The organism is Microbacterium pumilum, assembly GCF_039530225.1.
Taxonomy (GTDB): domain Bacteria; phylum Actinomycetota; class Actinomycetes; order Actinomycetales; family Microbacteriaceae; genus Microbacterium; species Microbacterium pumilum.
In genome coordinates this window covers 3,642,911-3,657,518 of record NZ_BAAAOH010000001.1, presented here as the reverse complement: position 1 = coordinate 3,657,518, position 14,608 = coordinate 3,642,911, and the positions used below count along the sequence as shown (strand labels likewise).

General features: G+C 64.1%; 11 protein-coding genes and 1 pseudogene. 3 read left to right on the top strand and 9 right to left on the bottom strand.

Features of this window, described 5'->3' with window-relative positions; genetic code table 11:
• Positions 1 to 13 precede the first annotated feature (13 nt).
• Positions 14 to 1,456 carry an AAA family ATPase gene (locus tag ABD188_RS16435; RefSeq protein ID WP_344064733.1) on the top strand — a complete coding sequence of 481 codons (1,443 nt, stop codon included), beginning with the start codon at positions 14 to 16 and terminating at the stop codon, positions 1,454 to 1,456.
• A gap of 56 nt (positions 1,457 to 1,512) precedes the next feature.
• On the opposite strand, the gene ABD188_RS16430 is transcribed toward ABD188_RS16435, so the two are convergent.
• The 4 genes and pseudogenes from ABD188_RS16430 to ABD188_RS16415 form a co-directional block, all read right to left on the bottom strand.
• Entirely contained in the window at positions 1,513 to 3,222 is a 1,710-nt protein-coding gene (locus ABD188_RS16430) for a SulP family inorganic anion transporter (protein WP_344064729.1), read from the bottom strand.
• Positions 3,223 to 3,342: 120 nt separating this feature from the next.
• Positions 3,343 to 4,115 (bottom strand): annotated as a pseudogene (locus tag ABD188_RS16425) (RtcB family protein); the annotation flags it as partial.
• Positions 4,116 to 4,465: 350 nt separating this feature from the next.
• Complete coding sequence (locus ABD188_RS16420; RefSeq protein WP_344064727.1) at positions 4,466 to 4,663, bottom strand: hypothetical protein; 198 nt, start codon at positions 4,661 to 4,663, stop codon at positions 4,466 to 4,468.
• Between the two features lie 458 nt (positions 4,664 to 5,121).
• Positions 5,122 to 5,763, bottom strand: coding sequence for a hypothetical protein (locus ABD188_RS16415; protein WP_344064723.1), 642 nt, complete (start codon positions 5,761 to 5,763; stop codon positions 5,122 to 5,124).
• Between the two features lie 119 nt (positions 5,764 to 5,882).
• On the opposite strand from ABD188_RS16415, the gene ABD188_RS16410 reads away from it, so the two are divergent.
• The gene (locus ABD188_RS16410) at positions 5,883 to 6,062 is read left to right on the top strand and encodes a helix-turn-helix domain-containing protein (protein ID WP_344064721.1); all 180 of its coding nucleotides are present in this window, start codon (positions 5,883 to 5,885) and stop codon (positions 6,060 to 6,062) included.
• Positions 6,063 to 6,378: 316 nt separating this feature from the next.
• Here the strand turns inward: ABD188_RS16410 and ABD188_RS16405 are convergent, their stop codons facing one another.
• The 3 genes from ABD188_RS16405 to ABD188_RS16395 all read right to left on the bottom strand — a co-directional run bounded on the left by ABD188_RS16405 (position 6,379) and on the right by ABD188_RS16395 (position 11,562).
• Positions 6,379 to 7,326: a hypothetical protein gene (locus ABD188_RS16405; RefSeq protein WP_344064718.1), complete on the bottom strand. Its 948-nt coding sequence runs from the start codon at positions 7,324 to 7,326 to the stop codon at positions 6,379 to 6,381.
• A 363-nt stretch (positions 7,327 to 7,689) separates the two neighbouring features.
• Complete coding sequence (locus ABD188_RS16400) at positions 7,690 to 7,866, bottom strand: hypothetical protein (RefSeq protein WP_344064715.1); 177 nt, start codon at positions 7,864 to 7,866, stop codon at positions 7,690 to 7,692.
• A gap of 960 nt (positions 7,867 to 8,826) precedes the next feature.
• Entirely contained in the window at positions 8,827 to 11,562 is a 2,736-nt protein-coding gene (locus ABD188_RS16395; RefSeq protein ID WP_344064712.1) for an AAA family ATPase, read from the bottom strand.
• Positions 11,563 to 11,912: 350 nt separating this feature from the next.
• Here ABD188_RS16395 and ABD188_RS16390 point away from each other — a divergent pair, with 350 nt between their 5' ends.
• The gene (locus tag ABD188_RS16390) at positions 11,913 to 12,236 is read left to right on the top strand and encodes a hypothetical protein (RefSeq protein ID WP_344064710.1); all 324 of its coding nucleotides are present in this window, start codon (positions 11,913 to 11,915) and stop codon (positions 12,234 to 12,236) included.
• A 250-nt stretch (positions 12,237 to 12,486) separates the two neighbouring features.
• Here ABD188_RS16390 and ABD188_RS16385 read toward each other — a convergent pair whose 3' ends face one another.
• Positions 12,487 to 14,388 (bottom strand): GmrSD restriction endonuclease domain-containing protein, encoded by a 1,902-nt coding sequence (locus ABD188_RS16385; RefSeq protein ID WP_344064707.1) that lies wholly within the window; start codon positions 14,386 to 14,388, stop codon positions 12,487 to 12,489.
• Between the two features lie 50 nt (positions 14,389 to 14,438).
• Entirely contained in the window at positions 14,439 to 14,606 is a 168-nt protein-coding gene (locus tag ABD188_RS16380; protein WP_344064705.1) for a hypothetical protein, read from the bottom strand.
• Positions 14,607 to 14,608: the final 2 nt, after the last annotated feature.

Sequence of the window (14,608 nt, the reverse complement as noted above, 5' to 3'; positions counted from 1 at the left end):
GACTGGAGGCCGGATGCTGGACGACGATGACCGCGACCTGATGCGGGCGATCGCACGATATCTGGAGCACGTGAACGCATTGCAGCAGCATGAGCTGCTGTCGGTTCGAACGCCGCTCGGCGACCTCGTCAGCGCTCATCTGGCAAAGGATGCCGCGCAGGTCGCGGTGGTGCAGGAGCCTATCGCCGACCACCGGCTCGTCGACGCCGACATCGTGCTGGACCTGCTGACGTCTGAGTCCGCAGGCAGGCTGGTCGGCGTCAGCGGGGGAGAGCAGCGACTCCACAGCAGCATGGCCGAACTGGTCAGCAATCCGCACACCCCATTCGCTCCGGGCCCGGTCGACTACGCCGAGCGCGCGACCGGACCGTCGACGACCCGTCGGGTCGTGTCGATGGGTGTCCGTCTGCTCGCCTACGACGGGCAACCGCTCGCGCTCACCCAGCGCGCGGCATCCGAGGAGAGGGGACGCCCGACTGCGCTTCTCGAGGTGATGGGCACCGACCCCGCGGTCGTCTCGGCGTTCATCGCCCAGGTGCGGTCGCTGATGATCCAGCACAGCGTGCTTCGCGGGCAGGTGCTCTCTTTCACCCCCACCCAATTCGGGCGAGGAGACGCGGGCGCGACGTTCCTCCCGAGACCCGAGGTCGCCGCATCCGACATCATCCTCGCCGACGGGGTGCTCGACGAGGTCGTGCGGCACGTCGTCGGAATCGGGGAGCATCGAGACCTGCTGCGGGCTGCGGGTCAGCACCTGAAGCGCGGTGTGCTGCTGTACGGTCCTCCGGGCACCGGCAAGACCCTGACCGTGCGCCATCTGCTCGCCACCACCGAGGGCACCACCGTCGTACTGCTGGCCGGGTCCGGCATCCATTTCATCAGCGCGGCGGCCGAGATCGCCCGAACGTTCCAGCCGTCCATCGTGGTGCTCGAAGACATCGACCTGGTCGCGATGGAACGACACTCCTCACCGCAACCGCTGCTGTTCGAGGTGCTCGAGGCGCTGGACGGACTCGACGGCGACGCCGACGTCGCCTTCGTGATGACGACCAACCGCGTCGATGTGCTCGAGCGGGCGCTCGCCGAGCGACCTGGCAGGGTGGATCTCGCCGTGGAGGTGCCGCTGCCCGAACGCGCCGAACGCGAGCGGCTGTACCGCCACTACTCCCGAGGCTTGGCGTTCTCGGATGCGGCGCTCGACGAAGCCGCAGCGAACACCGAGGGAGTCACCGGGTCGTTCGCGAAGGAGCTCATCCGTCGGAGCGTGTTGAACGCCGCCGCGGCGGGGGAGGAGGTCGGCGACAGCCACCTCACGGCTGCTCTGACCGGACTGATGGACTCGCGACAGCACCTCACCCGTCGGATGCTCGGCACCGACCCGGACGCATCGCCGGATCCGCCGGAAGACCATGGCTTCGGCGACTTCGGCTGGTTCGCGTACAGTCCTCACGGCTGAGCCGGGAGCGTCGCATCCCGTGCAGGCCTAGGAGTCGTCGTGGGTGCTTGGTGCAGCTATTGCCCACCTTCAGTCGTGTTCGCCGCCGAGCTGGCACGGAACGCCGCGATGGCTGCTTCGACGGTGGGGTAGATGTGCGCGTTGTCGAACGACGCAAGCGTGCGATACGCCTGCAGGTCCTTCATGAACGTGGGGTCGACGGCTGCCAGCGCGAAAACCCGGTGCTCGTCGTGGAGCGCTTTGATGAGATCGGCGAGGTTGAGGCTGGCCGAGTAGTCGATGTCGCCGATCGATGAGCAGTCGAGCACGAGCCAGCGCACGCGTGTGGGAGCACCGTCGATGAGCGTCTGGATGTCGTCCACGAACAGGCTGGCGTTGGCGTAGAACAGTCGCGCGTCGAAGCGGAAGACGATGAGCCCCGGCAGGCTCTGCGCGCCGGTCGTCGCCGGGACATAGATGGGGTCGCCCGCCTTGTCGACGCTGACGAGGAAATCCGTCGGCGCGTACGCCCGGCGAACCAGCTCGATGATCGACAGGATGATCGCGAGGATGATGCCCTGCTCCACCCCCCAGCCGAACACGACGATGGCCGTGAAGCAGGCGATCAGGAACTCGCTCACGCGCGCCGCGCGGATGCGGCGGAGTCCCTTGACGTCCACCAGACCGAGGCCGATCATGAACACGATCGCCGCGAGCACCGCGACGGGCATGTTGGTGAGGTACGAGGTCAGGAACAGCACCACGATCAGCACCACCACCGACATGGTGATGTTCGCCATCTGGCTGCGGCCGCGCTGCTCGTCGAGGATCTCGGTCTTGGTCGGACTCCCGTTGACGACGAAGGTGCCGGTGAGGCCAGCCGCGATGTTGGCACCGGCGAGTCCGACGATGTCGCGGTTGATGTCGACGTGCTGGCTGTGCTTCATCGCGAAGCTCCGCGAGGTGGCCGCGCTCTGCGCGATGATCAGGAAGAAGCACGAGAGGGCGACTCCCATGACGGCGGGGATGTCGGTGAGGGTGATGCCCTGTGGCAGTCCAAACGGGGGCAGCCCGCCCTGCACCGGGCCGATCACGGCTACGCCGCGACTGGAGGCGTCGAGTACGTTCGACAGGATGATCGACAGGATGACCGCGATCACGGCACCCGGGATCTTCCGGCTGATGAGCTTGCAGCCGACGATGATGACCAGTGTCCCGGCGGCGAACGCGACAGTCCACCCGTTGGCGTCCACGATGTGCGTGATCGTGTGCCACTGCTGTTCGAACCAGTTGCCGGTGCCCTTGGGAATCCCGAGCATGTCTGGGATCTGGCCCGCGAGCACTTGGATGCCCACTCCGGTGAGAAAGCCGATCAGCACGGACGCGCTGAGGAAGTCGCCGAGGAATCCCAGTCTGAGCAGGCGGGCGAGGATGAGTAGGACGCCGCACACCAGCGCGACCAGGCTCGTCCACGCGACCCACTCCGCCGTGTTCGGCGACAGCCCGGCGATTCCGATCCCTGCGAGTCCCGCCGCAAGGATGGCGGCCGTCGCCGAGTCCGCACCGACAACGAGCAGTCGCGACGACCCGAGCAGAGCGAACAGCAGGGTCGGGAAGATGATCGTATAGAGCCCCGTGATGACCGGCGTCTGCGCGATCGATGTGTAGCCCATCACCTCGGGGATCGCGATCGCCGCCAGCGTCACGCCCGCGATCAGGTCCGCGGAGAGCCAACTGGGCTTGTACTCCCGCATCCACGCCGGTACCACATTCGAGATCGCGGCCATCGAGTGCCCCTGCTTCTCTTGGGAACGACGAGCGTGCGTTCCGTTGCCCACAAATTTAGGGTTGCGCCAGCCGGGTCATCGTCATCCAACTCGGGTGATATGGCGATGGCTGAACTCGAGGTTCGCCTGTCGGCATCGGTGGGTTGTCGCGCCGCGGGTCTGGCCGAGCTGGTTGCTGACGCGGTCCATCATCTCCTCGCGGTTGAGCAGGGCGAACCGCTGCGCCCACCGCAGCTCCCGGATGTACCGGGTGAACTCCGGCGTGCCCTCCACCAGGTACGCGAGGTCAGGATGCGGCAGCTCGATCCACCACTGCTTCGCGAGACGCTGCGCCACCTTGATGTGGTGCTGCGCGAGCTTGTTGCCGACACCCCGTGATCCGGAGTGCAGGAACATCCACACCGCGTCGGTCTCGTCGACCGAGATCTCGATGAAGTGGTTGCCGCTGCCGAGCGACCCGAGCTGGTTGCGCCAGTGCCCCGCGTACGTAGACGGTTCGAACTCCGCCTTGGCGGCGAGGTCCTCGAGCTCTGCAACCCGCGGCTCGGCAGTCATGACGATCGTGCGATTGTCGTGACCGGCAGACAGCGGGATGGCGCGCTCGATCTGCTGGCGCAGTTCGGCGAGGTCGCGGCCGGCGAGGTGCGAGCGGGTGAACTGCGTCTTCACCGCGATCATGCCGCATCCGATGTCGACACCCACCGCGCGGGCATGATGGCGCCGAGCGTCGGGATCACCGATCCCACGGTCGCCCCCAGCCCGAGGTGGGCGTCGGGCATCAGCGCGAGATGCGGGTAGATGAACGGCATGCGCGACGAGGTGCGTGCCTGCTCGATGGTCTTCTCATCGATCAGGCTCGCCCACGAGAGCAGGCGGTTCGAGAGCCTTTCCATGATTCCTTTCCTTCGACGGCGCACAGCGTGATGCTGTGCGTGCGAGGCGGGTCGATCAGATCCGGGAGGACGTCCGACTCCGCTGCGCGGGAAGGCGCGGAAAGGAAATGCCCGGACCTGTTCGGTGCGGGGCGTGAGTGAAGCGGATGCTGCTACACGGCCGGCGCCGGAGGGGTCGACTCGTAACGGAACTGAGGCTTCTCGCCCAGCACCGTCACGCTGCGAGGTTCCCATCGCGGGTTCATCGCGTCATCCTCTCGGCCTGCCTTGACGCCGTGCCGGTGGCACAGCCTTGCAACCATGTCATGGGGGTCGGGGCGTCAACCGCGAATTGAAGTGCGAGTCGCGGTTCAGTAGTCGACGCGGGACTCGATGTCGATATCCAGCCGTGTTTCATCCGCCGCCCAAGCACTGAGCGCGCCGTTCAACTGGCGAAGGAGCCACTCTGCGGATTGCAAGGCCGTCGGGTCCGCTTCGGAGAGTTGCCGGATCCGTTCATCCGCCGTTCCGTTCAGGTCAGTCGATGCCGGCATCGTGGCGTCGGTCATTTCGCGCCTCCTCGCTATCGCTTGACGGCAATCGTACTCAGCACAGTGCTGAGTGGTCACGCTGATTGGGGCGCCGCTCGGCGAAGCCTTCAAGGGGAGGTCGCGCTTTGGGTTACGTGTCAAGGTATCGCGATGCCCCTGGAGGGACTCGAATGCGAGATTTGGAATATATCTAGCGACAGCGACCCGCACGAACCGCGGAATTGCACGGGCTTCGGAGGCTCCGCCGACATCGACCTGCGTCCGAAAACCGCTAGCGACATGTAGCATGCGGGCAAAATGCGGGCAAATCCCTGAGGGACGCGATGGCGCCAGAGTCGCGTGTTTACGCGGATTCCCGCGGACGCCACCGCATCACTCGAGTGGCGGGGGAGTGAGCAGAATGCTCAGGAGTGCGCTGTAGCTAACAGCGGCACCAGGATACGTTTTACAACATTCCGATACCGGCATGGTAGCCGCTAGCGACCGATCGACGGCCCACCAGTCCCTGACGGTCCGTAGTGGGGCGCCGCAGGGTCGTACGGCCGGCCGGGGTTGTACGGGTCGACTGCCGGCGCCCGCCTTGGCTCTTGGATACGCACTTCGGGTGCGAGGCCCGCGTCGCGCGCGCGGGTCATGAGGCGCGTCGCCGTGCTCTGGCTGATCTGGAGCGTGTCGGCGATGAGTTTGAGCGGCGGGTAGCTGAGTGCGGTCGCGATGCGGTAGACCGCGACCGCGTCTTCGAGCGAGTCTGAACTGTCCCGATCGGCCCGCTCCCGTTCGAGACGGAGGAACTCGCGTACGGGAATTGGCCGAACCCCCCCGTCACTCATGATGACGTCGACTGTGACGACATCGAACGCTGACTTCGTCATGATCCAATGCGTACGTACCTCGCGTAGCACCTGGCTCGTGATGTCGACGCCCCCTCCCTCACGCTCGAGGGAGGCGAGTGCGACTGCGGTGCGCCCGAGCTCTGCATCCCACTCGACGCGCACCGTGATCGTTGCGGGCACATCCTGCTCGCCTGAGACACGAGCCAGCCACGACCTGGGCACGGTTACGCCGCTCCCTAGCTCGATGCGTTCGTCGCTGATGCCGTACGTCTCGACGTCTGCCATGGTGCCCACTATTCCAGGTTGCCGAGGATTCGTGAAGAAGAGTGTCGACCTTGGCTCAGGTTTGTGGTAGCTTGCGACGAAGGGAGACTGACACTGCTGGCTCAACGAAGGGAAGGGCTATGGACCACTCACCGGAGCACCTTGCTCTGACGATGAAGGACGCCGCCAAGCTCGTCGGCGTCGACTACCGCACGATCAAGCTCGGCATCGAGAGCGGAACCATCCCCACGGTCCAGCTTGGGCCGCGCCGGATGATCCCCCGCGTCCCGTTGCTGCGCGTGTTCGGGATAAACGTCTAGGCACGCCGTTCGTATGGACGCCGGTCAGAGAGCGCGATCTGCGTAGGTTCACGCCATAGTGACACAAATTCAGCAACACCGAGTGGGCGACAGCAGTCATGGATTCCTCGGCGCCTCTTGCATCTCGGTGGCGACGATTAATGAATAGCGCCTTGCAGTAGCAAGAGTGCCCAAGTCCATGTCGTGTGCGGGGCCTCTGAGCCGACCGCCGGTGCTCGCCGTGGTTCTGGACTGCGAATGAGGCCTGCACGCACTCCGACGCCGGTACTCGCGGAGTCTCTGCAACTCCACGCGTGCGCGCTCGGGTGCTCGACCGCTATCGGAGGCGCAGTGAGTAGTCGGGCGCAAATTCGCACGCACCGACCTCGATGAGATGCTTCAATACGGCACGAACCGGTGCAAGATCCTGCCGAGAGTTGTACAGGGCGCCGCCTAGTTCTACTTCGGCGTACTGGTCGACCCTGCACCCCTGTTCGATCAGATACTTGACTAGTTCACCGTCAAGCCGCAGCTGCCATTCGTCGATTAGTCCTGACGCGATGGAGTCGAGGTGCAACCAATCAGCGCGCACGGCTTCGCCGGCTGACAGCAGCACCGCCTGGCGCGTAAATAACGTGCCGATAAATGCGCGTACCGAGCTCCACGGGAGTGCCTGGCCCTGCTTGACAAGGTGATCTTTGCCCTTGACGTGCGCGTTCTCGATGTCCTTCCGGACACGCGCGATGGAACGATCGAGGAGTTGAGCAATGGTGACTTCCCGCCCCTTGTCCAGCTCTCGCTGAATCTCCCCGTAGATTGCTATACGGACTTGCTGGAAGGGACCGAGTGCCGCCGCGCGCAGCAAGCTCAGGTATCGGTCGCTATCTCTCTCAAACATCGCTGGCCCAGCCGGTACGAGAGAAGCGGATGCGTCGTCGATCTCTATCGCGCTGCCGCCCACTAACTTCACCAGGCGGTTTGAAGGCGTGCCGCTAGTGGAAACTAGACCCGCGTCCTCTGCGGCGGACACCATTGCGCCCCACACCCCTTGCGCGTTAAGCGGGTGGCTAGGAATCTCGCTCTTCTTGAACCGTGAGTCTATGGAGGCCATGGCTGGGCGGACAGTGGTCATCCGCAACGTCCCGCCGTTGGCGCGGAGAGCCGCAGTAAGCGCAGCATGTGCATCGTCGAGGCTGACCGTCCCACTCGGCCATCGGACAGTCCGAGTTGGCACATACTTCTTGAACTCCTCCGTGACCACGTTTGCGCGGTCGCCAGCAGTCATTCGAGCAGCGTGTAGAACTTCATTGCTGAAAGACACAACTTTCGCGGGCGCATCTGGCGCCTCATCAAGGAAGGCGCTCAGAGCAGTTGTCAGGGTCGCCCACCTCTGGCCGGGATCCCCTTCAACCCACACGACACCAGGTCGATCATCGACTGAGTTTGAGGCGGCGGCAACTACCAAGTCCGACTCGTCGATCTCGCTCTCCTTCGCGAGGAACCGACTGAGCCAGAGACGCTCCTGCCCCGAACTCACAGTCGTCAAATCAACAAACGCGCGCACTTTGCCTCGCTCACACGGAAAAGGGACTACAGCTGGAAACCCAACCATAGTCCCTTCCGACAGTCATACTTCGTTGCGAACCGGCTAAACCTTTGGACCTCGCCGGCCAAGGCCGACGAGGAAGGAAACAGCGATCTCCAGCGCGAGTACGAGCACGATATGTGCGGCGAACTTCAGCGCTTCCTCGGCCCAAATGTGGCCGATCCAGATCGCAGCCGTCAGCAACAAGACGAGGCAAAACGCCTGAATCTTCTGTGACATAACTTTCTCCGATGGATCATCCCCGCTTGGCGGGGGATCGAGTGGCAGAAAGCGTGAGGTGTATTGAATTGTTGGCTTGAGGCTCAACGCATAACAGGTTAAGGCATCAAGACTAAGGCATCAGGTATCTGGCGTTCGGCAAGAAGCGAAAGGCTAGAGGCGTAAAGCATGAAGCGTAAAGCATACGGCTTCAGGACTAAGGCATGGGAGAGTCTGGAGACGCGTCTCCACCCCTCAAGAGTAGCTCTTTCAGGGGAGGTTGGCAATTGCATGTTAGCTGCAGACGCGTGATAGCTCGTTCGTCGGCCGCCCTCCGGGGACTACGAGAAGCATAGCGGACCAATGCCGGACACCGACTGCGCACTGGGAAGCAGAGTGTGCCCCTCGGGGGACCGCGTGAACCGCGAGGCGGGTACGAACCTGACCGCATCGATTTGGGCTGCTAACTTGCACCTTTAAATCGCGTCAGGTGGACGGCGCGGAGTCGCTGGCCACTCGATACGCCGGAAGACAAGAGCCGCAACCGAAGCACGCACACGCCTCGTCAGCTGTCGAAACCTAGGCCCAGGCTCCGTCACAAACGGTCATGCACACGTCGAACGCGTCCCCAACACAGCCCTTCGATCGTTTTCGAGAACAGCAAGATGATGCCGTAGCGGCAGGGCTCGATGAGCGCTTCCCACTCAGGGAGGTGTCCGGTTCGCACCCTCATCTTTGCGACAGCCGCGACCGAATCCAACCTCGAGCGGCGCATCTGAAGATACCGCGATTACAGCAGCCGACATCAGCCGCCAACACTGATCTAAGCGATGCGGGCTGACGTTTTGAGCCTCTCACCCGACTTCACGGCAGCCAGAAGTCGCACCGCCGTAGGGGAGGCCAGCGTCAGACACACCGCAACTACCGCAGGAATGGTCTTGCGTCCATCAACTGAATCCAGAGCCCGCCAATAGAACGCCTCTACATCCCCATCCCTCGCCCCGCAGTCGACGCCCCAACCACCGGACCCGTTGCGGCCTCTCGATTCCGCGCCGCGCGCCTAACCTCTGCCTGAGCCGCGCGCAAAGCATCCTGCATCGTTACCTCTGTCGTGCCGCGCTGCATCGAATCGGCAATCCGCTCGCGGGCCGCAGCATCCGTCCGTGCGACGACGATCGCGACGTTGTGGATCCGGCCGCGCGTAAGCCCGACGTAGAGCCCGGCAGCATCCACATCCGGCCCGACGACCGACGCGTCGGCTGTGTCGCCCTGGACCCCGTGCACGGTCGACGCATAGGCGAGCTGCAGGTGCTCGCGCGCATAGTCGAGGGGAATGTGACGCACCTCACCGCTGTCGCAGACGGAGACGAGCGACACGAACTCGTCGTAGATGCCGCGCACGATCCAGTTTGCGCGGTTTTCGACGCCAGTGAGCCGATCATTGCGGCGGGTCTGCACCGTGTCGCCAACGAGGATCCGCTGCTCCTCCATCCCGCACGCGACGAGACCGGGATCGAGCTCACCCTTATCAACACGGCGCTGCTGGATGGCGGCGTTGATGGCATCCGCCTCGGCGTTGGTCCCCGACACGAGCGTCACCCGCTTGCCGCGCGCGTGCCAGTCGAAGTAGGCGTCGATCATCCGCTCGCGCGCCGCGTCGTGGTGATCGAAGCACTCGAGGTGACCGCGCTCCGCGAGCTCGCCGGCGACCTCAAGCGCGTGCTCACGATCGACTGAGTTGCGCAGTCGCAGCGTGAGCGCCGCGTACTCGGGGTCGCGGAACCGATGCACGGTGTCCAGCTCGACGGATGCGTTGGCATGCCGGATCGCGGATGCCATCGCCCCAGCGTGCCCTACCGGCAACGCCTGATGCGGGTCGCCGACGAACGCGAGACCGACCCGCAGTTCGAGCGCAAGTTCGGTGAGCGCGTTCGCGGTCTGAAGGTCGACCATGCCGGCTTCGTCGACGACGATCCGGTCACCGGTACGAAGCACCCATTGGGCGGGGCCGCTGTAGGTACCACCTATCTTGGGGTCGGTGTCGCCGCGGGCAAGTCGAACCCATACCTTCGCGCCGGCATCGTCCGTGCTCCACCGATAACCATGATCGAAAAGCAATGCATGGATGCTTGATGCCGAGGTCCCGATCTCTTGGGCCGCCACCGAGGCCGCCTTGAGCGTCGGGGCGACCACCAACATCCGTCGCCGCTGCGCGGTGAGGGCGTGGAACGCGGCACGCAGCATCGTGGTCTTCCCTGTGCCCGCGGGACCGGTCACCGTCACGAGCCCATCCGTTCCTGCGATGGCGCACGCTGCAACGTTCTGCGAAGCATCCAGAATCGAGACGTCCTCCTTCGATGCATGCCGATGCAGCTCGGCGGGCAGGAGGGATCGTCCGGGATTGGCGATTGCGTCGAGGCGACCGGCAAGGCGTACCTTCGCGCGCATCGTCTCGGTCGCCATGAGCGTCTTCACGTGCGCGGGAGCGGGTTCTGCGATGACTCGCACGACGGCCATGGCAGCGCGTCCGGCGATCTCGTCGATGACGCCATCGAGCTGGGCGCGGTGCGCGACGATGCCCGTGCGCGAGAGGGCACGCGTTGCGCCGGCGCGGATGTCGAAGGCATTGAACCGTCCACCGGATGACGTGGACCGTTCGTCGGCGTCGACAACTGCCATTGCGGCGAGCAGATCAAAATCAAGGGTGTCGATGTCTGTCGCGTCGATATCGACGGCTGCTCGCTCGGCTACCAGGCTGGCATCGATCGACGCGATTTCGTCCCGGACTCTCGCCTCCCACGACAGCTCGTCGAGATCGGCGGGCTTGTTCGGACGAGACACCGCCCACGCACGGCGGTCGATCTGTTGCAGCACCTCGACGCTCGGCGCCGAACCGCCGTGCGCCGTCGACCACTCCGCGATCATCCGCGCACGGTTTGCCTCGATCTGCGCCGACCGACGCGAGAGCGGACGGACGGCGCCGGCGAGTTCGGCGATCTCTCCCGCGTCATCGAGCGTGTACCCGCGGCGCGCGAGCGCGGCGATCCACGCACGATCCGTGCGGGCGGCGAGGTCACCCTCGGCGTTGACGATGGTGTGCAGCTTCATCGCGACACGCGAGTCGAGGTTCGACCACTTGCCATCCGCGCCCAGCACCTTGATGTTCAGCCAGAGGTGGCGGTGGATGTGGGGGTCGAGCGCACGCGAGCGGCGATGCTGCAGTTCGACGACTTCGATGCGCGTGATCTCCTCGCGGACGAGGCCGCCGTGCCCACGCCGCGCATTGAGCTCGGACTGCCACGTGAGCAGGATCCGCTCACGCAAACGGTTCTGGAGCGCTTCGAACTCGGCGGCAAGTTCGGGATGCAGCAGGGCGGCGATGCTGTAGGACTTCGGGTGGTTGAGCGTGCCGTCGAGCAGCAGGTCGGCGTCGGGGCTGAGCCGCTGGTGACCTCTCTCCTCTCCAGTGACCGGATCGTGCCCGGTCAGCCAGACACGAAGACCGCCGGCGGTGAGCTCGTCGGATGTGATGACGCCATTGTCGACGATGAACCGCGACACGGTCGCATCGGATGCGGCACTGTATGCCTCGAGCGCTTCGGTGCCGGTCGTGTGTTGCAGGTGGGCGTCGCAGGAGCCCTCGAGCGCGTACGAGATCGCCTGCCGGACCCCGTGGGATCCGACACCCCTCTTCCATCGCTCCAGACCTCCGCGCATGGCGCCCAGGGTAGGCCAGGTTTTCGCGGTTATCCAGGGATTTTTCTGCATTGCAGGTAACTGTAGCGAAACGGTTTCAAAGGTCGTCGTCCACCGTGGGTGCCTGCGTGCATTGCGTTTATTGCGTTTGTCGGTCGGTTCGGTCGCTCGACTATCGGGCACTCGTTCCGGTGGGTGTGAGGACTATGGGCCCCGTTTGCACGGGGCTTGCCTTCGACTCGCGATGTCGCTGGCTCGCCGTGTTCTTCGGCCTCGCGTCTGACGGTGCGCAGCGATGCCCAAATCTGTGCTGACCGACGAACGTTAACGAAGGGCTGGGAACCGACTGCCGGACGACCTACGATCACAATGTGGCTGAACCGAAGCGATACGTTCGACTGCTCGCCCCGAGCTGGTTCGATAGCGAAGGCGGTGGCATGCCAGACAAGCCGGCCGGCGCCATCGTCTGGCTTCTACCCACCGGTTCGACATTTGAGATCGTCGGTCCAGGAGATAGCGCGGACGATGTATCCATCGAGCTACCTGCGCCATTCGGCGAGATCCTGTTCTGGATTGGCAACGAGGGCGACATAGCGGAAATCGTGAACGAGCCCGGTCCGCCGGTCGAGATCGAAGCGATCGACGAGGTGACCGCGGCGAGGCTATTCCCGCACATCTTCGGGCGAACGGTGTAGAGGTCGAGGCATGTTCGTCCGAGTCGGCGATGTTCTCGCGGATCGTGACAGACGACGCCCAGGCCGGACCGTCGAGGTCATTGAGCACGTGGACACGGAAACTTACCGAATTCGGGTGCTCACCCACCCTGTGAAGCCAGAAGCAGTCGGTACTGAGTGGCGGATCGGGGGCAAGACGCTCAGCCGTTGGTATGAGCCAGCGTAGACCGTTCGTCTCTGAGTCATTGCCGGCGCAAGCTAGAAGCCGTCGCTATCGCCTCGCGACATACTCCCGTAACGCGCCGACGCTAGAGAAGACGTCATAGCCGAGGACCTTGAGCCGATCGACCGCATCGGGCTCGTCACGCTCGAGCACGACAGGATTGCCAATCCCCTCCTGCAGCCCGTTGGGCCACAGCGCGTCTGCGTTGCAGATGATCTGACCGCTGGCTTCCTCTACGACCTCCACACCCAGATCGGGTGTCGCATAGCCTTCTGACTCGAGCCACACGACCAGAGACGCGAGGTCCGCGTCCTCCACGTCGCGCTCGTCATCCGCGAGCACTACCGCGACTCCGCGCGCGAGTTCCGTCTGCGCGCCGTGGCCGGACTCGAGCTCACCCAGGAACGCGTTCATGGAATCAGCAAGGAGCTCGCGACGCGCCGCGAGGAACTCGCGGAAGGCAGCGATCTCCCACAGTCGCGTGTCACTAGGAATCCACTGGCTGCTGAGTGCTCCAGGGAAGGTCGCCTCAACTTGCGGCATGTAGGTCGCCGGTGGCGTCGCGCTGATATTGATATTCGTGTGCTTGGTCAAGAAGCAGAAGTTGGCGACAGCATTGACCTCGCCACGGCTGTATCCGGCCGCATACAGCTGGGCCTTGGGGAAGATGTGGTGCACATCCAGCGAGGCATTGTGTCCGAGCAGCGAGCTCGAAAGCGCGACTCCGGTACCAAAGTCGCGCGCCGAGTGGGTGCGCGTGAGGAGATAGAGCGTCGGGTAGAAGCGTGACCCCATCGAGTTCCCGGCGAAGTCGCTGGCTCTCACGGTCAGGTCGCCTCGCGACTGTCGCAGTGTGCCGAACAGCCCCTCAACGCCATCTCGGTCGACCGCTTCGAGATCCTGGGCCAGCGCGGACTCTGACGAACCCGCGTAACGGCCCCACATGCCGGTGTGCACATACCAGGCGAGGAGACGGCTCTGTGTCGCGGCATCCGGGAGCTTGCCCCCGTTGAGATGCGAGAACCGCGCGAGCAGCACCAGTGCGTACTTGCTGAACAGGACGCGATCGTGGTCGAGACCGAGTCGCCCGGAAATCACGTCAAGCCAGCCACTGACGTACTTCTTCGCGAGTTTCAGGCCCTCGCGGACGTCGGAAACGGGTGCGCTGGCGAGCGCCGTGAACGGGGCGTTACCGGTCACCACGCCGTTCACGACGCGCAGCAGCCAGTCGAGCTTGAACCAGTACCCGGCCTCGCGCCAGGTGGCAAGGACCGCATTGAACTCCTGTCGAGCTTCTGGCCAGGACGCGCAGACTTTGGCGAGGGCGAGGTCACCCTTCGAGAGCTTCGTGCCACCGGAGTTCACTCGGTTGAAGATGTCGACAACGACGTCAATCGTCATGCCCGGGCCGACTACTTCCTCTATGTGGAAGTCCCGCTTGTCGATATTGGCAACGGCGAGAAGGCGGTTGAAGTACGTGCCTTGCCGTTGTGCGTCGCCGTCGGAGAGTTCCATCATTGCCGGGAAGAACGCGCCTGGACCGCCCTTGAAGAGGGCACTCACGTCAATCCAGGCAGGATCGCTCTTCATCTTTACCGGTGCGTAGAACTCGAAAGACTCGTCCTCGACATTGAAATGGAGACCGGTGAACGCCTTGGCGTTGCCCTCGAAGAATTTCGGTGCTTCGCCCCGGATCACGCCGTATAGCGACGTCACGCGTTGTTGCCCGTCGAGCAACAGCTTCACCGTGCCATCCGTGCTCACGCCGCCGCGTGCACTGGCGGTGTCAGCGGGCGTGTTCCAGGTCATGAAACCCCCGACCGGATAGCCACGGTAGAGGGAGGTGAACAGTCCGCGCACCTGATCGTTGTTCCAGACGTATCCTCGCTGGAACTCGGGCAGCGCGATGTCGCCCGAGTCCACCTGGTGGAGCAGATCACTGACTTTCATAGGGAATCCTCCTTGGTCCGCGGGTCAGAACCCGCGTGGATTACGTCTGCTCAAGAGGTAACCGCGGCGGGCACACGCTGCCACGCTTCTTCGTCGACCTTGCTGAAGTTTCGTCCGCGCACCTTGCAGATGTAGCTCCACCCGTCACGGCTGACGAGATCCTCGGATGAGATCGAGCCTGAGTTGATCGCGCGGACGACCTGCTTGTCGCTTGCCACGG